This is a genomic window from Bacillus cereus (assembly GCF_002567495.1).
Classification (GTDB): domain Bacteria; phylum Bacillota; class Bacilli; order Bacillales; family Bacillaceae_G; genus Bacillus_A; species Bacillus_A cereus_AQ.
The window spans coordinates 1-23,642 of sequence record NZ_NVAP01000052.1; the positions used below are offsets into that span (position 1 = coordinate 1).

Here is a 23,642-nt window from a genome sequence, read left to right on the forward strand (position 1 = left end):
ATTAGCATATACTCCATTTGGGTAATAAAGAGTTCTTTTGAATTTACCATTAGAATACTCATAAGGAATTGAGCATGTTGTTTGCTTCGGAGAGCTCACATCTTTTTTCGTATCAGCTGAAGCTGCCCCGATTCCTCCTGTTATTTATACAATACCAGTTGCTAATGCTCCTACTACTAATTTTTTGAACATAAAAATTCCCCCTTAAATATTTTTATAACTTACACCTTAAATGTATCGCTTTCGCGAATTTGTAAATATTTTGAATTATCAGAAATATTTATTTAAATATTATTAATATACTTTATCAAATAAAAAATAGAGGGGTTTTCAGGCGTATGTAATAATGCATGATATATCATCCAGATATCATGATATACTCTCAAAGAGCTGATACAAAACTTCTTTAGATTGGAAAACTAAAATCTTATCTACCCAATTGCGTGGACGCCTTAGGGCGTCTTTTCTTTATTTCTCAATATAAGAACTATAAAAATATGCTATTATTTTAACGCAAATTCCCTTTTGTACAATGAGATAGTAATACCCAATAAAAAAGCCCACCTATTTCCCTATGTGGGCCTTATTTTTATTACACAATACCAAAGTATACTCTCTTTTCTCATAAGCTTTATTGTCCTTTTACACTTTAAATTAGAAATTGCTGTGTTACAAATAAAAAGGATCCGATATGAATATCAGATCCTTTTTTCTCTTAGTACCCTTATTTCACTGCCTCTTTCAATTCTTTTCCAGCTTTAAATGCAGGTGCCTTTGAAGCAGCAATTTGCATTTCTTCACCTGTCTGCGGATTACGACCTGTTCGTGCAGATCTTTCACGTACTTCAAATGTACCGAATCCAAGAATCTGTACTTTCTCTTCATTTACAAGGGCTGTTGTTATAGCGTCTAATACAGCTTGTGTCGCTGTAGCAGCATCCTTTTGTGTAAGTTCTGCTTTATCCGCAACTACTTTTGTTAATTCTGTTTTATTCATTTTTTGCACCTCTTTATATGTAATTAGGGATTATTATAACGTTCCTATGCTCCTAGTGCAATTAATAATAACATATAGAGATAGCACCACATCACCATCAAACTATAAAAAGCAAATACCCCAAAACAAAAATATAAGCTGTTTTCTTTCAAAAACACATGGAATTTTTAACCTGGATTGTTATAAAACTCTTAAGTTGATGGGCATGGATGATACTTCGAAATATTGTGCTTTCACATCAAATAACAAATATGAAAAGGACTTTACACTTAATTCTCAGGATATCGCTCTTTTACAAGTTCTTCGATGTTAATAGCTTTTTTAATTTCTTCTGATGATAACCAAGGTGTATATCTTGTTCCATTCTTAGTTTGTAAATATATCTGAAATTTTTTATTATATAGTTCTTCTTTAAGGATTGTGGTTACCTTGATTAAATCTTTAATTACAAGGGGATTATTTTCAAATTCATTACTACCGGTATTAATAATTAAATTCACCTTATATCCTCGAACATCCCCATCTTTCAAATTTGAATAAGTAATACCTTCCAATTCAAAACGATTGCTTTGAATTGCAATTAATCTCTCTTCTATTTTTGTATGATTTTTAATCCAATTTTCCAAATAAATGTCTATGGCATTGCCCATCGTTTTTTTCATTGTTAGTAACAGCTCTTCTTTTGTTATCATTTTTTGCACATTTTTAAAAGGTCCACCTAAAGATTTGCCATTATAATCCTTAATTTCAAGTTCTGTTATATTTTTATTATTTTTCTGGATAAGCTGAAATAGAGTATATAAACGATCTAATTCTACTGATTCAAATTGGCTAAAGTCAATCTCGTTACTCATTTGCAAAGTTAATAATAATTCATTAGTTGGTTTTCCTTCATCTGATCTTCTATCCTCTGACAAATATTGAAGAGCGTTATCAGTTTTAGTTTCCACGTACCCTAACTTTTTGATTTCTTCTAGAGTAGGTTGGAATTTCTGATATGCCTCATATGTTTTTTTTCCATATTTGTATTCATCACTGTTTATGGATGAATAGAAGAGACCATCTACCTCTACTCGAAATTGAATATTTTTATTGTTCTTTGCTTGCACAGTATGGTATGCATGTCCCATATTATTTTCATTTAAAGGGCTCATATGTGTTACAACAACATCGATTCCGTGTTTTTCTTTTATATATTTTTGTACCTCATCTTCACCAACTTGATTACAACCACTTAAAAATAGGAAACATACTACTAGTAATATCACATTTTTCATGCTTTTCATATAAGCACTCCCTACGTAAAATTAATTCTTGAATATGCAGCACACTGCAAAGCCCTCTTTCCTTAGTCTTATACTTCAACTTTTATATAGTGTGAACCTTAAATCATTTAAGTTCTTGACGTTCCCATCTATACTGCTTGGAACATTACTGTCTTAAAATATATAACTTATTTGTTTCAAGGTCTTTCTCAGTTCTAAAAGCATATAGTCCGTTGATCTCATATCTAAATTGTACATTCATATCATGAGACCTATTTTACTATAAAATCTGGCTATATTATTAAAATATTCCTTTTTTATTTTCTAGTATAGATATTCCTTTTACTTCAATGAAGGAGGATTTATGGAAAGACATTATAAAATCTAAATTATGCACGACATATAAAAAGAAAAAACATGACTCAACTACTATATATCAAAAATCGTATATATGTATAATTACATTTAAAATCACCGATGATAATCGGTATACTAATATCAACCAAGAAGCATCCAACAAACTATTATTAAATCACTACATTTTCTTTCAGAATAGGTCAACGTATAAAAAGACACTATATATAGTGTCTTTTTATATACCTAAATTATTACTAGATTAGAAGTACACCTATTTATAAACCGTAAATAATACACGACAGTATAGGAGTAAACTAAACTACCGGCTAGTTAAACAAAGAAAAATAAACTTCATTGCTATAAAAGACTCTAATTTTTGTGAACTCCAATAAAAGATAAAATTTTCGTTTTGGGGTAATTACTTTTCTTAGCTTGATAGCAATGTTGCAGTACCTCTATTAATTCAGATTTGGATTGACTCCTACTTCGCCAGGAAATGAACCAACTGAGATAAATAATTACGTTATCCTAAAAATACTGAATGTTGTATCCACTCCTCCTTGAAGCATCCCAGTCGGGCTTGAATCTAGATTAATATTTAATTGTACTTGATCACCCACATTCAAACTTTCCACTTTAGCCAGTGTTAATGTTGTATCATTTGCAGTAACCGTGTTTGGTTCTAAGAACTGAAAACCAGAAGCTACATCTAATCCATTAACTAATATACTCCCAATCCACCCTACTGTGCCCTCTGGATCTACTATAACCCTAAAAGTCGCTTCAATATTGTAGTAACCTGTTGTAGGAATCGTATAAACTCCCGTAACAGAGTTAAAACTAGTTGCAGTATCTACTTGTTCTGTCCATGAAGTGATAACCCCTGTAGTAGATTGAGCTCCCGATTTAATAGCCGTCATTACTACTAAAGGGAGCGTCGGCCCTGTAGCTCCAGTTGATCCTGTTGATCCCGTAGCTCCAGTTGGTCCTGTTGGTCCTGTTAATCCCGTAGCCCCAGTAGATCCTGTTGATCCAGTTAGTCCTGTAGCTCCAGTTGGTCCTGTAGCTCCAGTTGGTCCTGTAACCCCCGGAGTAAAAGGTGGAAAAGCACAAGGAAAATGAAACTCTTTACATCGATCCAAAACATTCACCCCTTATTTCAAATCTCCTCTACAGTAAATTCAAAAAAGCAAAAGGGTGACAGGGAGAAATCCCCATTTCCCAAAAAATATGTACATATATTTCCCAATTTGATTTGATTTCACCTGTATAAAAACTACAATATTACATGTTCTTCTAAAATATTGACAGACAATAGGTTGTTCATTAAATTCAAAACATTTAAATAATAATAATAAGGTGAATGACTAATGTCAGTTAATAAGCTAGAAGAATAATGGCATATGTACGATAAAGAACATGAGTTAAACATGAGTGTTCCAAATGCATGGATGTTTGGAGATGGTTCAAAAGAAATGGGAGATGCATTAGGAAGTTTAGTTGTTCAAGGAATCAAAACCGGAACATACGCTGCACAATGAAACAGGACCTGATATATGAATATCAAGTCCTGTTAATTATTTTTAAATACATGAATACTACTAATGAATGAGAAACGCTACTAATAATGCTGACACACTCAAAATACAAGTTAAGGTACGCGCGTGATTCAGCAACGTCCAACGTGATTCAAATTGGACTCTAAGTTCAGCCCAGCCAGAATCTCTTACAGGTAGTTCAGCTGAGATGATTGCTTTATTCATCGGAAGGTTTCCTGTGAAAGTGATTAGTAGAGTGGCGACATAACTGATTAATGCTATTGCTCCTAAAACCACTTTATCAAATTGCTGTAAGTAAACGGATAATACAACAAAACCGATTTGTGCTATAAGAGCACCGTTTGAAATGATGAGAAAAATCGGATTCGCCACCGATGAAGTAAAGTGTCTAACCGAAAGAACAAAATTACGGTCCTCCGAATTACGAAGACCAGGCATGACTGAATTAGAGTATGCAAAAACAGTTCCAGCAACAATACCTGTCATTAATATAGAAAGAAACGCTAAGACATTAAATAATACTAATCCATTCATATGTTTTCACACCCCTTATTTATAAAATAATTACAAAATGATATCAACTTGAACACATAGAGTGTAATGTTTTTTAGTTATGTTTAAAATATATGATATAAGCTTACCCCTAAACTGAGGACAAACAAGACAAGCGCAGGTATTGCTTTCTTAAGAGGATCTCTTGCTAATACAATGAGAGTAAGTACCGCTGCAAGCATCGTACCGCCCAATAAGAATCCTGCCAATAAAGCTGCTACTGGGATCCAAATGCCTATTAACATTCCAATTGCTCCTACAATCTCAAAAGCTCCAGTTAAAAAATTAAAAAACGAAGGTAAACCAAATCGTTTAAATTCATCTGCCATTTTCCCGGATATAATTTTCGTTCCTGTCATTAAAAAGAACACAAATAACACAGCTTTTATAATATTAATTAAAATTAAAATAGTAATCACATCTTTCTTATTTATTTGTTGAAAATCTCAGTATTGTTCAGGTAGTGACCATTACCCTTTTCAATACGAAACGAATAAATCTATATGCTATAGCATATACAATACAAAAATTTGACTGGTACTAGGTAAAAAAATGACCCTGAATCACATATCATACAAAATAAAGATATTCCTATCCTCCCTCGAAACAAACCAAAATACATGTTATAGCATGTATAATACATCTAGCAAACCTTGTTCCTTATAAATAGCATAAGCATCAATAAGGAACAAGTATTAATAGCGTGTACCATATAATTTGTTTAATAATGTTTTTAATTGTTCGATCTCTTCCTCACTCAAATTACTCGTAACGAAATTGTGAGCGTCTTGAACCACAGGTAAGATTGTTTTTTTTAACTCGTCACCTTTTTCAGTTAAAAAAAGGTTATGTGAACGCCTATCTTGGTCATTCAAAGCCTTCTTTACAATCCCTTTTCTCTCCATTGACTGTATCATTCTTACGACAGTAGTTTGATCTTTATCAATAGCTTCTGCTAACTCTTTTTGAGTAGTGCCCCTTTGGCTGCTAAGAACACTAATAATCCCCCACTGCTCTGGCGTAACTCCATAAGGCTTTAATCTCTTCGTAAAATAATTGGACATTTTTACATCAGTACGATGGACAAGGTAGCCTAGTAAATCATGTAAGTTCATGTATCACCTCTATAAATTAAGTTATAAAATGGATATAGCATACGAGCCAATCATTCACGATAAATTTGTTTGTTCCACTAAGTACATGCTATGACATGTATATTAAAGGAGGACATTTTAATTGTCAAATTGTTTACCTATTATTTTTCTAACGCAAAATTCATCCCATACGTTATAGAAGGTATACCTAATTTGATAAATTCCCCCGCAATTTGACACTATGCTAAAAACTGTTCAGCCAATGAGTAAAGGTTTATATTCTAAATTTCAAATCACGTCAAGAAATTGGTTAACACCATGCCCTTCAAGCTAAGATTATATAGCTTTGGTTTCATATGAGATTTTTTCTTTTTCTACAGTATCAGTCCAGCTTATTTAAAAATAAGAAAATCCCGCATTCAATAAAAATACGGGATTTTTATAAAGTGAAACTTTAATCAGTAGGGGTTTTGTTCATCCGCCTCCTAACTTCTTTGCTTCCGCTGAATTTTGAGGTGGGGTCTTACTGTCCGGCAAATAGCGGGATACATCAGTTTATTTTTTAAATTAACACTTATTCGAAAGAAGTTCATTAGTTAAATATTACTTTACTAATTGAGAAAAATTCAGATACCAGTCCAAACATCTTTTCCATATCGCCCTTCACCTTGCAAACGATCCAACCAATTTCTTGCTTCTTGTTCACTGACTTCATGAATTTCTTGATATGCTTGACAAAGGGTATCTTCTACATCTGGAGCCATTTTACTTCCATCACCACATATATAAAGATGAGCTCCATTATCTAATAACGAAATTAAATTAATTCTATCTTGTTTTATTAAATGCTGTACATATGTTTTGGGATATCCTTCTAAGCGAGAAAAAGCTGTGTGTAAAGAAATTAATCCATCTCTTTCATCATTTTCTAATTCTGTCCGATAGAGATAATCCTTTTCAGGATGACGACACCCAAAATATAAGTGCGCTTGTCCTAAGTTAATACCTTTTTGCTTTTGAACACGACGCGCTTGTAAGAATCCACGGAATGGTGCAATTCCAGTACCTGGCCCAACCATGATAATTGGTGTTTCTGGATTTTCAGGCAATTGAAAGTTTGATTGTGGTGTTCGAATGAAACAGATAATCTCATCTTTATTATGACGCTGAGCTAAATAATTAGAAGCGACTCCTTCATATGTCCCTTTCCCACTCCATGCAGGCGCATTAACAACACCGACCGTAATACTCAGACGATTCTGTACAACAAGTGGAGAGCTTGAAATAGAATAGTAACGCGGTTTGAGCGCAGGAAGAAGTTCTAAAAAGCGTTCAAATCGGATTTCACAAGCCTCATACTTTTCAAGAAGATCCAACATTGAAATACGCTTCTTTAATATTTGTTCATGGTAAACTCCTTCTTCTACTAATGATTCCAATTCCTTTTTATGCGGCGGGCATGCTGTGAATGTCACCATTTCTCGTATTTGTGCTCGAGTGGCAGCTTCTTGAACTTCGACACTATAACTAAGAAGGTCAAATAAACTAACAGGACTGTCTAAAGGTATGTGATTTACACTTCGTCCACTTGCACTCAGTATGACTTGATCTTTTCCGTTTAATCCAAATCGTTTTAAAATTCGGTTAACATTTTTCTGGCTATTAATTGGCAGCACTCCAAGGTGGTCTCCTTCTTGATACGTAGCTCCTTCTGGCAAGGATACCTCGATATGTCGCGTACTTCTATCACTGCTGGATGATTGGAGTTCACGATTTTCTAGTATAGATGCATAAACTGCTTCATATATTCGTGCCAGAGGAGATCCTCCAAGACGACTGACAAATTGCAGACTCAAAGTACTACGCTCTTTTTCCATATTTTTGTTGAGTTCCAATCCAAATGCCTTCATCGCATCAGACCACATACTTTGTTTCCATTGCTCGAGCTGTTCCTCGAAATCACCACTTGCATCCGCTTCTCCACGTGTAGAAAATCTTGTTGCTCCTTTTTGAGCCATCTGCTCATCAATGTATCTTGGAATCCGCTGATAGGTACTAGCCCAATTATGATCTCCGCAACCAAAAACTGCGTATTGAACACCTTTTAGCTCATCCGGTTTTAGTTCCTCCAACCACTGCACAAACTGCCCTGCATTACTTGGAGGTTTTCCATTATAAGAAGAAGTTACAATAAGAACCGCTCCTTCTTTTGGCAAACTTCCAATTCGATCGTTAAGAGCTACCACTTCCGTTTGAACCCCTTCTAAACTAGCTGTATCTGCTAGTTCTCTTGCAATACCTTCTGCTACCCCTGTATCCGAGCCATACAGAACAAGAAGCGAAAGATTATCGGCCCCAATAATAGAAGGAGTCTTCTGAACTTGCTGTTCGATTTCATGATTTTTCAGCTTTTCCTCTATAGGTGCAAGAACAGTAGGATGGCTGATATTTTGATTTCGGGGTAGAATCCTAATCTTAAAATCACCGGGCTTTAGCGTTAATGTTTGTTTTACGTCCAGCTGATAGTCTTGATAATCGATTAATTCAAAATGTTGAAGAAGCATGCCCATTACGAGAGTGGCTTCATGAAGTGCAAACTGCATACCGATACATGCTCGTTGACCATTTCCAAATGGCTTATAAGCATGATGAGGAACCTTATCTAAATCTTCAAATCGTTCAGGTTGGAATTCTTCCACATTGTCTCCCCATGCATCTGTATCCCTATGTAGCTGTGGAATAAGAACAGAAATACGATCTTCTCCTTTCTTAATTGGGTATTTTCCACCAATCACTGTATCTTCTTTTGCATAGAGACTGAATGCTGGAGCGGTAGGCCATAGGCGTAGCGATTCATTTAAAATCATCCGGATATACTTAAGTTTCATAACTTGTTGGTATGTTGGAGTAGGATCGGTCAATACCTGATCTACTTCTTCATATGCTTTTTTCAATTTATCCGGATTCTTTAATAAAAAATAGATTGCAAAAGATAACAATCCGCTTGTTGTCTCATGCCCAGCTATTAAAAAAGTGATGATTTGGAAACGAATGTTTTCATCATCTAATTTTTCAACAGTTTCCGGATCCTCTACATTTAACATACGGGAAAGTAAATCATTTTCTTCCTGATTTCCATTACTTTTACGTTCAGCAATAATATTATCTACTAAAGAAAACATGGATTGAATATCATGCTGAAATTGACGTTTCGTTCTCCACATGAGTTTGTCTTCTATATCTAGCCGCTGCAATTGGTGCATCGCCTCATCTAGAGCACGGCTCATGCTAGTGATAAAAGGATGGGAAGTCTCACGATAAAAGCTATTAAATCTGTAATTAAAACCACATAGGCCAATTGTATCCAATGTAAGGCGGGTCATATCCTCCGGAACATCCACGTTTTCATTCGGATTAAGTCGCGCCCATTTTTGAACGAGTTGTACGGCAATATCGACCATCATGGCATGGTAATCTTTCATTGCCCGTTGGCTGAATGTAGGCATCAAAATATTATGAGCTTTTTTCCAGTTAGGCTCGTGAGTCTCGCTTGTAAATAATCCGTCTCCAGCAAAGGCACGAACCTTTGCTAGAGCGCCCTCTATACTTTTATCGAACCGTGTTTCGTCACAGACTTCTGCTACCAGTTCATGTCCAGAAACAACAATGACGGTATCACTTAAAGTTTGAATTTGAAAAATGGGACCATACTCTTCAGCTAGCTTAATAAACGATAAAGTCGGTTTATCTTTATCGATTAATGGGAGATTACCCAGCGGTCCATATGTTTTCGGCTGAGGAATGGTAGATACTTTTTTTTCCATTAAAAACACCCTTTCAAAAAAGCATGAAATAAAATACCCCATTTAATAAAGAGAAAATAGCCATTAATCGCCTGGGATACAGATATGTAATTAATTACCTCATTTTATCTTTTCCCTAATTATTCATGATTATGATATTGAGTATAAGCTTGGCAATTAGATTTATAACTTGTAGAAAAATACTAAATTAGAATGAAGCGAATTAATATAATTGGAGCCTTTTAATGTTGGTGTTAAAAAATAATCTAAAATTATAATGTTTATGAGAAATTGCAAACGGATTTCATTTCTTGTATTTGTTTATAAAACGATTATTTTGATTAATTTTCTTCTAAAACACCCCAAAATAAAGAAGTTGACGAGCTTAAGATTGTAGTATTAGTAAATAGTTTAGTTAAACCAATACGATAAGCAAGTATACGGTGTTACTAATGAAAGAGGACCTGATATGAACATCAGGTCCTCTTTGACTATATAATTATTTCCCTGCTTCTTTTAGTTCTTTTCCAGCTTTAAATACCGGCGACTTAACAGCAAAAAATTGCATTTCTTCATTGTCTAACTAATCAGCAAAAAAACTTGTAGGAATCATTATCTAGAGTTTTATTCTTCTCTACCGATTTAACTTCTCGACAGCTTCCGCGCTTGTATCTACACGTTTAACGAAAAAAACTAATAGTAGTGCAACAACATTCATGCCAAGCGCTACATAGAATGAATATTGAATTCCAGATAATAAAGCCTTCTGAGTTACTATTGCCTTCGTAGTTTCTGTGAAGGTTGTTGGATCTATATCAGACATTAGACTTTCAGCTTTTGTTTTTGTTACAGAATTCATAATCGTAACAAGAATCGCAGTACCAATCGAACCGGACACTTGTTGAGCTGTATTATTAACAGCTGTACCGTGCGGGTTTAGGCGAGTTGGCAATTGATTAAGACCATTTGTCATAAGTGGCATCATCACCATCGCCATCCCAAACATCCGCAGTGTGTAAATAAGAATAATATGTGTGTGACTAGAGTCAATTTGCAGGTTTGCCAGCATATAAGTTGAAACAGCAGTAATGGAAAGTCCTACTATGCCAAGAATCCGAGGGCCATATTTATCAAATAGTTTACCTGTAATTGGTGACATAACCCCCATTATTACCGCACCTGGAAGCATCATCAGCCCAGAGCTCAGCGGTGAAATACCACGGACGTTTTGTACATAAGCTGGTGTTAAAATCATACCCGAAAACATGGCCACCGCGTTGACAATTGCAATTACAGACGCAAGTGCAAACATTGGGTACTTGTAAACACGTAAATCCAATAACGGCTCATCCATTTTTAATTGACGGATAATGAAAGCAATTAGGGAAATAGCGCCTATGATTAAGGTTGTTAAGACAATTTTATTTGTCCAACCATCAGAGCTTGCAGAACTGAATCCATATAACAAACCACCAAAACCGACAGAAGATAATAGTAATGAGAGATAATCAAGTTTTGCATTTTTATTTTGTCTCATGACATTCTCCGATTTCCAAATCCCTAACAGTAAACTAATGATTGCTAACGGTAAAATCATTTCAAAAAGCAAACGCCAGTCATAATACTCTACAATATAACCTGATAGTGTCGGTCCAATTGCTGGAGCTGTAATCATAACTAATCCAAAGATCCCCATTGCTGTTCCTCTTTTTTCTCTTGGAAAGCTTACTAGCATAATATTCATTAACAAAGGCCCCATGACTGAAGAACCTGCTGCTTGAACCATCCGACCAGTAAGTAATAAACCAAAATTCGGCGCTACAGCCGCTAAGGCAGTACCAAAAATAAAAATCACCATAGATGTAACAAATAAGCTCCTATTTGAGAAACGCGTTATTAAAAATGCTGATGCCGGAATTAATATACCACTTACAAGCATATACCCTGTAGAAAGCCACTGGATCGTTGAATAATCTTTAATGTCTAAATCTTTCATTATTGATGGCAAAGCTACATTTAAAAGCGAGTTATTTAGAAATGAAACAAATGCCCCAATAAAAAGGATTACAAGCATTAAATATGGTGGTTTTCTTTTATGTAATGTTTCACCCATATATTTAATTGCCCCTTCATTATAAATTTCATTGATTCGTTTAAATCGTTTACATATTTGCATAGGAATACATTACCCTTGCAGTATTTTGCCAAACTCTTCGAATAGATATTCTCTTTTTAGCAATTCCACTTGCTCAACATAACATTTTAAAAAATTTTTTATTGATTAAACCTTTATAATTACGTTTGTTAACGGAAATTAAATTAGGCTGAAATAAACAAAAGAAGCAATTGAAAATACCATTCTAAAATAAAGTGAAATTTTAATCAGTAGGGCTTTTATAGGCAGCCCCCAAATAGCGGGATAAATCAAAAAGACCACGCACCCATTCCTTTAAATACGGGCTTGTAGATCTAGTTATGTAACCATTCATAAAAAGGAATATTACATAGGCTAAGTCTAACATTACATTTTTAAAGTGAGGGGAATAAACATATGTACCAATATTGGTATTTGAATTCAATGGAAAACGAGGAACAATATAATAACCAAATTTCAATGGCATCATTATATTCACAGCCCCAAATAACTAAAGCTGAGGGAATGAATGGTTTGAAGATTCCTGGGAATCGGAGTTATCGGGTCTATCCAGTTGGTTGGGATTCATCAACCAATTATACGGGTTTCAACCCCCAACCCCCTCCCTTCTCTTGGGGTCAGCCAATCAATTATGTAGGGATGATGCCCCAAGGACATTCTGCTAATTGGGCTCCATTACCAGGCCATGCAGGTTTCAATTTTCAAAATCCCCCCTTCCCCTGGGCTCAACCTTTCAATCATACGGGGATGTTTGCACAAGGGCATCTTGCCGCTTTACTATCGCCGCCAGCCAACCCTTTTAATTTTAGTACCAATAAATGGGGTGTTTTTGGAAACCCTCCAGGATGGGGTGGACAGGTAAGTCCCATGGGATGGGGAAATAACGGAGGTAACGGTCAGCTAGGAATGCTTGGAAACTTACTTACAGCAGGAAAAGGCACCATGAATGGAATAGGAATGATTAGTAGCCTAATCGGGATGGGGAAATTCTTCTTTTAGTTAATTAGAACAGGAGAATGTGGCTGTAGCTTTAATCAGCCACATGTAAGGGAAGTAATCTCCCACCTAACTTCCTGGCATTCGCGGAAATTTGAGGTGGGTATGCATTGTTACAAGTTACTGTTTTACTTTGAGTGCTCCTTTACTTTCTTATCAAGTGCTTTACTGTAAGCATCTTTGTTTTCCTGTGATAACTCATAAATTGCTTTTTTCCAATGCTCTCCGTCTACACCTGATAAAAATTCAGAACCTTTCATTGTAGCTTCTTGAATCTGCTGTTTATCTTCTTTACCAGCATCCTTAATTAACTTCGTTGCTTTTCTTGCCTCTGTTACCCCTTCTTGTATGGATTTGTGAATGTCTTTGTATGTATCAGGTACTTTTATGTGTTCCATATTGTCTAAAATTTTATCTATCTCGTTTGATGTTTTTAATACATCTTTTGCTTTTTCTTTATCCTTTAAGGATTCTCCTAAGTTTAGTAATAGTTCATCCTTCTTAAATTGGAACTCTACCACTTGTTCACATATGTAGTACGGATACTGTTTTTCGGAAATTACTGTTTTCGTTATTGCTTTACTAGTTTGCTCAGTCTTATGAGTAGAATCTTTATCTCCTACCTCGCATCCGACTAACAGCATAAATGGAACTGCTAACGTTACTAGTTTCTTTGCTCTCATTATGTATTCTCCTTTTAGAAAGTATTGTAAGTAATTAACATATGAAACTACAACATACATTGCATTGATGAATACGAAAAAAATGAGTACCATATACTTTTATTCAGCTCATTTCTCTCCGGTAATAATCTGAAACAAAGCAGCTGCGTCTTTCTCTGCTAATTGAGCGTACTGATTATCCCCCGCCATTATTTCTACTTTATCCTTATTAGAATTAATCCACATTTGATATAACACAGCTTTCGCCTCTATTTTCGGATTTTTAAACTGAAAAACAAACTGATAATCAGCTGAACGAGACATTTCCACCTTTTTATTTTCAAAGTTAGTATCATTTAATATTTTCTTTACTTGCAATACTTTATTCTTGTCTGTAATTACCTTCAAATCCTCATAATGATTATCACCAGCATGTTTTTGTACTTCGATTGTTTGATCATGATTTCCTATATTATTTGAACAGTTGGTTACTACAAATAAACAAATCACGCTGAAGACTAAATACAAATTTCTCATTTGCATAGCGCTCTCCGCCTTTAGTGTATATAATAGTTCACTTCCATTACGCTTTTAAAATGTAAAATAAGAATACACCCCATAAGCTACAAATAAGATTAATAGAATAGAAATGCCGAGTACCGTATATATGATCCATTTTAAATTTGAGTTCATATAATCCTCCTACTTCCCGACAATTCCAGTATATAACAAAAAAGCATTGGATACCCAATGCTTTTTACATTTACGCAAATAGAGACGTATTCGCATATAAAGCTGGTGAACCACCTGAATGTACGAATAAAATATTGTCTTCCTTATTAAATTTACCTTTTTTAATTAAGTCGATTAATCCCGCTACTGCCTTACCTGTATACACTGGATCAAGTAAAATACCTTCTGTTTTCGCAAGTAACTGAACTGCCTCTACCATTTCCGGCGTTGGTAACGCATAGCCTGGCCCTACATATTCATCAAAGCACGTAACAGCGTCGCGCGGGATAAAGTTTGGAATACCAACGTGTGCTGAAGTTTCATCTACAAGTTTTGCTACTTTCTCTTCTTGCTCAGCTTTTCCTCTACTTACGTTAATTCCAATTACAGGAATATGGCTTTGCGTTCCAGAAAAACCAGTAATTAAACCAGCGTGCATACCAGCGCTACCACTTACGCAAACGACTGAACTGAAATCAATTCCTTGCTCAAATGATTGCGCCATAATTTCTTGCGCACAAGCAACGTATCCCATTGCGCCAGTAGGATTTGATCCGCCAACTGGTATTACATATGGTGTATTACCTTTTTCACTAACTTCTTTCGCTACTTTTTGCATCTCTTCCATAAGATCTGCTCCGTTCGGTACAACAATTACGTTTTCAGCACCTAGTAAGTGATATAAGAAATAGTTACCGTTAAAGTCTCGCTTCTCTTCTGGCTCAAGCCCTTCCTCTAATACAAGGATACATTTCATCTTTTCTTTTACCGCAGCAGCAAGTGTCAAGCGGCAATGATTTGACTGAATACCACCAGCTGTAATCAACGTATCTGCACCCTTTTCCTGTGCATCCGCAACTAGAAATTCTAACTTTCTCGTCTTATTACCACCGGCTGTTAAACCAAGTAAATCATCTCGTTTAAAATAAATAGTTGGACCACCAAGTGCTTCAGAAAAATTGTTTAGCCTTTCAATTGGTGTATATGATTCTGTATATTTTTTTCTCGGGAATTTAGCTAAATTCATTGTAACGCTCCTTTTGTACTTCTTTCACAATATATGTAACGTTACTATTATTACATGTAAAAATGGTGAAGTCACCTTCTAGGGTAAAAATGTATTGGATTTCAGTGTCGATGCATGAAATTACATAGATAATTTTCAATTTCTAGTACGGTACATGAAATTCATATCGACTTACCGACAAAATAAAAAGAGCCCACTCATTAAAAAGTAGGCCCTTACTAATTACTTATTTGCTGAAAAACGAAGAAGCTGCGTTAATCCTGGCTGTAAATTCATTTCACCTTTATGGCGTACGTATACGACTTTATCTCCATCAAATTTCGGAGGATTTGCTTTACTAAACGTATGCCACTCATTCGTTCCTTCAATAGTATACTCCATATATTCTGTTGCTCCGACAATTATATTTTTACTATCATCTGCCGTTACATTTGGTGCCATCTGCGCAATTTTTGAATCACTAATTAATAACTTCTTTATATCCTTATCACGTTTGTAATCGTAAGCTGTCACAATTACATCGTTACCATATGCTTTCACTTGTAACCCTTGTTTAAATGAGTAGCCATCTGGAGCAGTTTTCTCTCCTCCATTTGGTCCTGCTGACATCCAGCCTGTTTCAATCCCGCCCGTATTTACAACAGTGAAACCTTTTTCATCTCCGCCTGTAATTTTCTTTTTACCAGCCCAGTCAGGTAAGTTTAAATCCCAATGTGTATGACTCGTGAAGAAAACAACCTGCGGATAGTCTTTTAATATATCGTACAATTTATCCACGTTTAAATAATCTTGTAAATATGGTGATTGTCTTGATCCAGATACTGTATCAGGTAAAACGTGATGAGAGAAAATAAAGATTGGCTTATTTTTATCTTTTTGACTATAATCTTCTAAATTTTGTTTTAACCAACCTAATTGCTCATCACTCATATATACTTCATCCCACATTTTTGAATCGTGGTATTTCATATATTTTTCAGTTCCTAAAAATAAAAGTGGATAGCCATCTAATTCTTTTTTATGATATACCTTTTCTTGTCCGCTAAATTGTAAGTAGCGACCAAATAGTGTTTCTTCCGTTACACCATTTGGCCATGTACTTTGAGAGAGTTTCCCATCAGCTGTCCATTTCCCAGCATAAAACTCATGATTCCCAACAGTAGACCATACATTTTCCGGATGCTTATTTTTATTTAACACACGCTTTACATCATCATATTGTGACTGTTGTCCAGTTGGCGTTATATCCCCATTCATAATAAGCGCTCTAGAAAGTGGCGTCACTTTGTTCATATCTTTTAGCACATGATCAAAATCCCCTAAATCCCCTTGAATATCACTAATAACGTTAAAAGTTGTAGCTGATTTTCGGACTTGCTCTTTCCCTTCTGCATATGCTGAAAACGTCGGTAATAATGCCGCCATAACTGCTAACGAAGCAACTGTCTTTTTCATACAAATTCTCCCCCTAATAATAGAATGTACAAACTGACATGTTCTGCTCTCTCTTAGGTGCTTGTCCAATTCACATTATATGGGGAGATTGTAAAGATTGATGGAATGAAAAATTAAGTGTTTTTTAAGAGATTTTGTCTTTTTTTCGCACTCCACAATTAGTAATTCGCGTCAATCTAGCTTTCTAACCTTTAACATTAAATAAATGTAAATTTTGATGGTAAATCTTTTAGTTTGATGCGTTTTCTTTTAATCTCTATTACATAACCGCCACAAAATAGGCTATCTTTTCAAGTTCTCTTCATTTAATCCGAACAATTCCGGTAAAACAAACTCTCCATATGCCGACAAACTCGATTTTATCTATAAGAGCTCACTGCATCGATTTTAGAGGATTATTAGAAAATATAATGCCTACTTCCCAACATTATATTTTCTAATAATAAACATTACCCCTCTTTTAATTAGCCTTAAAATTATAAATCGGCTTAATGACATGCTTGATATCGATTGTATCCTTTGTATTCTCAATAATTTCATCCATTGGCTTATATACCATTGGTGCTTCATCTAAAGTGCTTTCTGCAACAGATGTAGTCCAAACCGCTGTCATTGTATTTTGAAAATCCTCTAAGTTAAGTACTTCTTTCGCCTTCTTACGACTCATAATACGCCCTGCTCCATGAGGTCCAGAAAAGTTCCAATCTGGATTTCCTTTACCAAAGGCAATAATTGAACCGTCTCTCATATTAATTGGAATGATTACTCGTTCATCTTTCTGAGCTGAAATAGCACCTTTTCGTAGAATCATATTCTCCATATCGATGTAGTTATGGATTGTAGTGAATTGATCTGTTATTTTCCAATCCATTTTAGTGACGATTTCATCAATCATTGCTTTACGATTTAACTCCGCATACTTTTGAGCAATTTTCATATCATTCATGTAATCTTTAAATCCTTGTCCTTCTAAATAAGCTAATTCCTTGCGAATTACCGGTTTCTTAATTTCACGTAAAGCTTCATGTATTTCTTGTTGTCTGCCTTCCTTCGTTAAACGTTCAATGATTTCCTCTTTAATCGATTTAACGTTTATAAGTTGCTCGTAAGCAAAGTTTTGATAATACTCTGCTACTTGTTTCCCTAAATTACGAGAACCACTATGAATGACAATATATACATTTCCTTTATCATCCTCATTCAGTTCGACAAAATGATTTCCCCCGCCAAGCGTACCAATACTCTTTTGAGCGCGTTGCAATGTAAATGGGGCCCTTACACTATTAAACTCAATCATTTTTGAAAATCTATGTTCCTTATCTCGAATACGAAAACCACTTGGGACAAATCTACGTATCGTTTCGTCTAAGTGATCGAAATTGATTTCCTCTTTTTTCTTATTAATCTTAACAACTTCCATGCCACAACCAATATCGTACCGACCTCCCAGTTTCCTGAAAGAGTGGACTATACCTTCTCTACAGTCATCGAGATATGCAGTCTCTACTGTAGGCTCACCGTATTAATTATTCCTCTTCAACTCAAAATGGATGAGGAATAATTCTGTACCTTAGTCTGCTAACATGATACAAGTCTCTGAACCATTCGATTATGTCACCATAACCACTGGCTGCTGATTGCCCTCGCCTTTTATCGTTAGGGTTCCCAGTCAATTGAGTGAGTAGTTTACAGTCTGAGCCGATTAGTTAACCCCGACTAAATTAGGAACAATCTTATCTTGAATTGTCATTGTTGTCCCAATCGTACAACCTGCGCCCGCATGTGTATCTGGCATAATACGAATCTTACTATCCTTTACGAACTCTTGGTTACAAAGATCGAGTATTTGACCTGCTGCTGTTTCTTCTACATTCGTAGTAAACACTTTTGCTTCATTATATTTCCCTTGTAATTTCAACATTTTCTATTTCCCCTTTCCTTTAGTTTCTACAAAACAGATATTCATATATAATATATTTCTCATTTTATTTTCCATCACTACGGCCCATTTCCTTTTTTATAAAAAAAGACACAGGGATTCCTCTCCATGCCTGTTAATTTCCTATCTCTTCACCGCATGCACATAATGCACCGTCTCAAAAGCTGCTAAATAATCATTTCTTCCTTCAAAATATAATTTATTTATGTCTTCTGGTGATAAGTGCTCATAAATGAGTAAGCCCGCCTTCTCTAACAGTGCTTCCATTTCTGTATAAGAAAAACACGATTTCATCGGTTCTCCGCCTACCGCAGCCATTTTCACCATGTTTTCCACTCGATTGGACAGCCCCTTTTCTGTAAATAAGTTTTCAGCCGGATAATCAAAAACGATAGAACTCCCTTCTGGAACCATTTCAAATAAACATTCTATTAAACTGGAAAGTTCCTCTTTCGTTAAATAGTACGTAACACCTAAAAGACTAAAGAAAGTCTTTTTATTTTCAAACCCTTCATTCTGTAACTGTTCATAGGAAAATCCTTTCGTAAAATCCAGCGAAACAAAATGAAGGTTATTTGGAACTTCAAGTTCTGCTTCCTTCACTCTTTTTTTCTTAAACGCTTGCGTAGAAGGATGATCCACTTCAAATATTTCTATTTTATTTTCTAATTCTCGGTGTCTAAAACCGAACGTATCTAAGCCTGCACCGAGTATGGCGTATTGTTTTGCTCCTAATATAATTTCATGTAGTAATACTCTTTCACAATATGCCGCACGTGCTAAAGGTGTTGGTGATAACTGAACTTGCGTAATCCATTTTAATATCTCTTTTGGATTGTCTTGAAACTGCTCTGCAATGTCTGTATTGAAAAAATGTATACCTTGAACCATATTCGTTTCAATATCGTTACGTTCTTTTTGTGAAATGAAATTTTTAGCTACATAATCATCAAAGATTTTAGGATTATCAAATTCACTATGATATGCCCTTCCGAAAGCCGATACTAATGACGTTACACTTGCTTCACCTTGTTTCATGCACATACACTCTCCTTCATTTTCACAACAAAAATAGGGTTCCCCTGGCCAGGAGAACCCTATTATACACCTTATTTTAATATTGGTAAATTATAGCATAAATAAGTTTTTTTGTCAAGTTTTCAGCCTACTAGCGCTCCAACAATTTGTGTAATTTCTAGCAGGAAGATTTCAATCCACACCGAATATTCCAGTTTATAACAATACAAATGGAGGGCGTCATGAAAAGATTAGTCATCATTACAGTAGGGAAAACACACAGTGGAAAAACTACATTTGCAAAGGCATTAGAAAAAGAATTACCCTACTCTTTCGTTATGGATCAAGACAACCAAGCTGAATTTATTAACACGCATTATGAAAAATTACAGCCGACAGAAGGACCGAATACACTAAAGCATGGTCTTTCAAAATTCATTGTTGATTATGCGAAAGAATATACAAATTTACACCTTATTATTTGTAACTCCAATCTCAGTAAAAACGGAAGATTCTATTTACTAAACGAAGTATTTCCGCAAAACGAATATGTACGCATATTGGTCCATTTTGACATTCCAGATTTTGTACTTTATGAAAGAGTGGCTCTTAGTAAACGAAGTACAAATATTTTTAGGGGGAACTATTGTAGTTTCAAAGAAGTTCTCCATCGCCAACAAGCCGAATCACTTCATGAAAATGTAATAGATCCTGTAGAAGACGAAGCTGATTATTTGTTTGTTATTCGTAATAGTAAGGATGTAAACTCTACTTTATTAGAAATTGTTCATCTTGCTGAAGAGTTCTCCCCTACCCAAAATAAGAGATTATGAAAATTACATAATCATAGATTATTATGCAAATACTTCCTCTAGGCGGCGCAGATAGTATATAATGATGAAAGAATCTACTTCTATATGCTCAATTTTACACAAAACAGCTCATGCATATGAAAGAAAAGAGGTACAAAAATATGAAAACAAAACAAACAATTGCTGCGTCTACACTAGCTTTAGCGATGATTGCTGGCGCGAATTCAGCTCATGCAGAAGTAAATGATGCTACTCCTCAGCAAAGTACTGGAGATCGTTTAGCTGAAATTAAGCAACATAAACAAGACTTAGATGCGAAATTGCAGCAGCATAAAGAAAACGTGGATCAAACGTTAAATGACCTTAACCAAGCTAAGGAAAATGTTGATGCAAAAGTAAACGAAATTAAGCAGCATAAGCAAGTTGCTGATGAAAAAATCAGTGAGATTAAACAACATAAACAAGACTTAGATGCAAAACTTCAACAAGACAAACAAATTGTCGATGAGAAAATCTCTGAAATCAAAGAGCATAAAAAGCAAGTAGATGACAAAGTTGCTGAAATGAAAGAACATAAGCAAAATATCGAGACAAAGGTTAATGAGATTAAAGAACATAAACAAACTGTCGATGAAAAAGTGAATGAAATTAAGCAACATAAAGAGAACATCGATCAGAAGGTTAATGAACTTAAGGAAGTTAAAAAACAAGTAGATGAAAAATTAGCTGAGTTAAAGAATGCGAAACAAACTGCTGAGGACAAACTAGCTGAGCTAAAAGAAAATAAGCCGAATACTGGTAACACGTTAGAAGAACTTAAGAAAATTAAAGGCACTTTAGTTAGCCTTGCCTCTAACTTAGAACTAGCTAAACAAGATGTAAAAAACAAACTTGCTGCATTACAAGAGGCTAGACAAGACTTAATCAATAAAATAGACGAAATGAAACAAGCGAAACAAACTGTTTCAGATGACTTATCAAAGAAAAAACAAGACTTAGATATTAAAATCAACGACTTTAAACATACTGAGAAAAAAATTGACGACAAATTAGCTGAGTTACATACAACGAAGCAAAATGTTGATAACAAAATTAATGAGGTATCACAATCGAAACAGGCGCAAACAGACAATAACAATACTACTGTTCCAGCAAAAAACAATGCTAAAGAACTTCCTAACGCTGGTAGTGAGCAATCAAACAATATGGCTCTAGGAATGTTATCTGTATTAGGCGGTGTTTTATTACTTACTCGTAATAAAATTAAAAAATATTTATAAAACAGTTATCATTTAGATTATATAATCTACTGTCCTTTCTCTAAGAAGCCTATGCATAGGCTTCTTAAGGAAGAGACCAAATATAAGTGAATTTACAAACTAGTTATTCCTCTCAAGTTACATTCTATTTCTATCCACATATCATTTGTTGTAAAGACAAACCTTTCACTTTTTCATTATGATAATACCCCAAAAATAAATATGATTATCAAATTTCAAACTTAGATTAGTTCCTTATACTTTAACAAAACTGAAAAACTCTCATTCATACTGTCCTTTTCCTAAGTCATGCTAATAGGAAAGTGTACAATTCTTTAACAATACTAACTCTCAATTCATACACTACTAATAGAACTTGTGTAGCAATAAAATTTTTCAAATCATCTAAACCACCATATATTCAGCCTCTACTCATACCTACATGATATTTTCATCCCCCCTCCCATAAAGTTCTTATACTTCTAATTCCTACATGACCATGTTCCATCGCTACATTAGAACGACATCTATAAATATTTATAAGGAGTGAAATACATGGGTTCAACAAAACTCACAGGACGAGTAATTTACAAAGGAGATCCCGGCTATTTAGAAGCTATCAAGAATTGGAATCCTTACGTTGATGTCTTCCCCCTCGTCTTTGTTTTTGCACAAAGTTCATATGATGTCAGTAACGCCATTAAATGGGCTCGCGAAAATCATGTTCCGTTACGTGTCAGAAGCGGTCGACATGCGCTAGATAAAAACCTTTCTGTAGTAAATGGCGGCATTGTTATCGATGTAAGTGATATGAACAAAGTAAGTTTAGATAAAAAGAATGGTATAGCAACCGTTCAAACTGGAATTCACGTCGGCCCACTTGTAAAGGGACTAGCTAGAGAAGGTTTTATGTCACCGTTTGGAGATAGTCCAACAGTTGGAATCGGTGGCATTACAATGGGTGGTGGTTTTGGAGTAGTCTCACGAACAATCGGTCTAATAAGTGATAACCTTATAGCTTTAGAAACAGTAGATGCAACAGGCCGAATCATTCAAGCAGATCAATGTTGCAATAAAGATTTATTATGGGCTTCTAGAGGTGGTGGTGGCGGAAATTTCGGATACAATACTGAATATACATTGAAGCTTCATCGCGCCCCTAATACTGCCACAGTCTTCAATATCATTTGGCCATGGGATCAGTTAGAAACTGTTTTCAAAGTTTGGCAAGAATGGGCGCCTTTTGTAGACTCACGATTAGGATGCCTACTTGAAATTTACAGCAAGATAAATGGACTTTGTCATGCAGAAGGTATTTTTTTAGGCTCAAAAAACGAACTCATACAACTATTAGAACCTTTAACAAGTGCTGGAACTCCAACTCAAATTGTTATAGAAGAATTACCCTACCCAGCCGCTATCGATTTCTTAGATCCTGATGAGCCAATCCCTGGTCGATCTGATCAAAGCGTTAAGTTTTCTTCAGCTTGGGCACTTGACCTTTGGCCGGAAGAACCTATTTCAATTATGAAACAATTTTTAGAAGAAGCTACTGGAACAGAAGCTAATTTCTTTTTTATTAATTGGGGAGGTGCTATAAGTAAAGTACCTAGTAGTAAAACAGCTTTCTTTTGGCGTAGCCCATTATTTTATACGGAATGGACTGCTAGCTGGACAGACAAATCCGAGGAAGCTGCCAATCTAGCATCAGTTGAAAGGGTACGCCAATTAATAAAACCTTATGTATCTGGTTCTTATGTTAATGTTCCAGATCAAAACATCGAAAATTTTGGACAAGAATATTACGGAGCAAACTTTGATAAGCTTCGGAAAATAAAAGCAAAATACGACCCCGAAAATCTTTTCCGTTTTCCACAAAGTATACCACCCTCTTCCTCTTGTTAATGTGTGACAAAATAAATAAACACTCTTTACTTTAAACAGAAAAAGGAACTCTTACA

Annotated in this window: 19 protein-coding genes and 2 pseudogenes; 5 read left to right on the forward strand and 16 right to left on the reverse strand. The window is 35.1% G+C overall.

Annotated elements, in window-relative coordinates:
- From COK05_RS32230 to COK05_RS32010, 4 genes and pseudogenes are all read right to left on the reverse strand, one after another.
- Positions 1–144 (reverse strand): annotated as a pseudogene (locus COK05_RS32230) (LCI fold-containing protein); the annotation flags it as partial.
- 580 nt (positions 145–724) lie between these two features.
- Positions 725–997 (reverse strand): HU family DNA-binding protein, encoded by a 273-nt coding sequence (locus COK05_RS25110; RefSeq protein WP_098614713.1) that lies wholly within the window; start codon positions 995–997, stop codon positions 725–727.
- Positions 998–1,266: 269 nt separating this feature from the next.
- A complete protein-coding gene (locus COK05_RS25115) occupies positions 1,267–2,283 on the reverse strand; it encodes a hypothetical protein (RefSeq protein WP_098614714.1) in 1,017 nt (338 codons plus the stop codon).
- Positions 2,284–3,137: 854 nt separating this feature from the next.
- A complete protein-coding gene (locus COK05_RS32010) occupies positions 3,138–3,770 on the reverse strand; it encodes a complement C1q domain-containing protein (protein ID WP_098614715.1) in 633 nt (210 codons plus the stop codon).
- A 252-nt stretch (positions 3,771–4,022) separates the two neighbouring features.
- Between COK05_RS32010 and COK05_RS25125 the strand changes: the two are divergent.
- Positions 4,023–4,154: pseudogene (locus tag COK05_RS25125) on the forward strand (ASCH domain-containing protein); the annotation flags it as partial.
- A gap of 66 nt (positions 4,155–4,220) precedes the next feature.
- Here the strand turns inward: COK05_RS25125 and COK05_RS25130 are convergent.
- From COK05_RS25130 to COK05_RS25150, 5 genes are all read right to left on the reverse strand, one after another.
- A complete protein-coding gene (locus COK05_RS25130; RefSeq protein WP_098614716.1) occupies positions 4,221–4,712 on the reverse strand; it encodes an anthrone oxygenase family protein in 492 nt (163 codons plus the stop codon).
- A gap of 83 nt (positions 4,713–4,795) precedes the next feature.
- A complete protein-coding gene (locus tag COK05_RS25135) occupies positions 4,796–5,146 on the reverse strand; it encodes a DoxX family protein (RefSeq protein WP_098614747.1) in 351 nt (116 codons plus the stop codon).
- Positions 5,147–5,425: 279 nt separating this feature from the next.
- On the reverse strand, positions 5,426–5,845 hold the full coding sequence (locus COK05_RS25140) for a MarR family winged helix-turn-helix transcriptional regulator (RefSeq protein ID WP_098614717.1): 420 nt from the start codon (positions 5,843–5,845) through the stop codon (positions 5,426–5,428).
- 605 nt (positions 5,846–6,450) lie between these two features.
- Complete coding sequence (gene cypD, locus COK05_RS25145; protein ID WP_098614718.1) at positions 6,451–9,648, reverse strand: bifunctional P-450/NADPH--P450 reductase; 3,198 nt, start codon at positions 9,646–9,648, stop codon at positions 6,451–6,453.
- Between the two features lie 613 nt (positions 9,649–10,261).
- Positions 10,262–11,740 carry a DHA2 family efflux MFS transporter permease subunit gene (locus COK05_RS25150; protein WP_098614719.1) on the reverse strand — a complete coding sequence of 493 codons (1,479 nt, stop codon included), beginning with the start codon at positions 11,738–11,740 and terminating at the stop codon, positions 10,262–10,264.
- A 438-nt stretch (positions 11,741–12,178) separates the two neighbouring features.
- Between COK05_RS25150 and COK05_RS25155 the strand changes: the two genes are divergently transcribed.
- The gene (locus tag COK05_RS25155) at positions 12,179–12,781 is read left to right on the forward strand and encodes a hypothetical protein (RefSeq protein WP_098614720.1); all 603 of its coding nucleotides are present in this window, start codon (positions 12,179–12,181) and stop codon (positions 12,779–12,781) included.
- A gap of 125 nt (positions 12,782–12,906) precedes the next feature.
- On the opposite strand, the gene COK05_RS25160 is transcribed toward COK05_RS25155, so the two are convergent.
- From COK05_RS25160 to COK05_RS25200, 7 genes are all read right to left on the reverse strand, one after another.
- Positions 12,907–13,461 carry a hypothetical protein gene (locus COK05_RS25160; protein ID WP_098614721.1) on the reverse strand — a complete coding sequence of 185 codons (555 nt, stop codon included), beginning with the start codon at positions 13,459–13,461 and terminating at the stop codon, positions 12,907–12,909.
- A gap of 108 nt (positions 13,462–13,569) precedes the next feature.
- A complete protein-coding gene (locus tag COK05_RS25165; protein ID WP_098614722.1) occupies positions 13,570–13,983 on the reverse strand; it encodes a hypothetical protein in 414 nt (137 codons plus the stop codon).
- A 220-nt stretch (positions 13,984–14,203) separates the two neighbouring features.
- A complete protein-coding gene (locus COK05_RS25175; RefSeq protein WP_098614723.1) occupies positions 14,204–15,199 on the reverse strand; it encodes a D-cysteine desulfhydrase in 996 nt (331 codons plus the stop codon).
- A gap of 222 nt (positions 15,200–15,421) precedes the next feature.
- Positions 15,422–16,654, reverse strand: coding sequence for a DUF4073 domain-containing protein (locus tag COK05_RS25185; RefSeq protein ID WP_098614724.1), 1,233 nt, complete (start codon positions 16,652–16,654; stop codon positions 15,422–15,424).
- 460 nt (positions 16,655–17,114) lie between these two features.
- The gene (locus tag COK05_RS25190) at positions 17,115–18,074 is read right to left on the reverse strand and encodes an RtcB family protein (protein WP_098614725.1); all 960 of its coding nucleotides are present in this window, start codon (positions 18,072–18,074) and stop codon (positions 17,115–17,117) included.
- Positions 18,075–18,356: 282 nt separating this feature from the next.
- Positions 18,357–18,575, reverse strand: a complete 219-nt coding sequence (locus COK05_RS25195) for an RtcB family protein (RefSeq protein WP_098614726.1) — start codon at positions 18,573–18,575, stop codon at positions 18,357–18,359.
- Positions 18,576–18,716: 141 nt separating this feature from the next.
- Positions 18,717–19,631 (reverse strand): class I SAM-dependent methyltransferase, encoded by a 915-nt coding sequence (locus COK05_RS25200; RefSeq protein WP_176539469.1) that lies wholly within the window; start codon positions 19,629–19,631, stop codon positions 18,717–18,719.
- A gap of 221 nt (positions 19,632–19,852) precedes the next feature.
- Here COK05_RS25200 and COK05_RS25205 point away from each other — a divergent pair, with 221 nt between their 5' ends.
- The 3 genes from COK05_RS25205 (at position 19,853) to COK05_RS25215 (ending at position 23,586) form a co-directional block, all read left to right on the forward strand.
- Positions 19,853–20,443, forward strand: coding sequence for an ATP-binding protein (locus COK05_RS25205; RefSeq protein ID WP_098614728.1), 591 nt, complete (start codon positions 19,853–19,855; stop codon positions 20,441–20,443).
- A 140-nt stretch (positions 20,444–20,583) separates the two neighbouring features.
- Positions 20,584–21,702, forward strand: a complete 1,119-nt coding sequence (locus COK05_RS25210) for an LPXTG cell wall anchor domain-containing protein (RefSeq protein ID WP_098614729.1) — start codon at positions 20,584–20,586, stop codon at positions 21,700–21,702.
- 534 nt (positions 21,703–22,236) lie between these two features.
- On the forward strand, positions 22,237–23,586 hold the full coding sequence (locus tag COK05_RS25215) for an FAD-binding oxidoreductase (protein ID WP_098614730.1): 1,350 nt from the start codon (positions 22,237–22,239) through the stop codon (positions 23,584–23,586).
- Positions 23,587–23,642 lie beyond the last annotated feature (56 nt).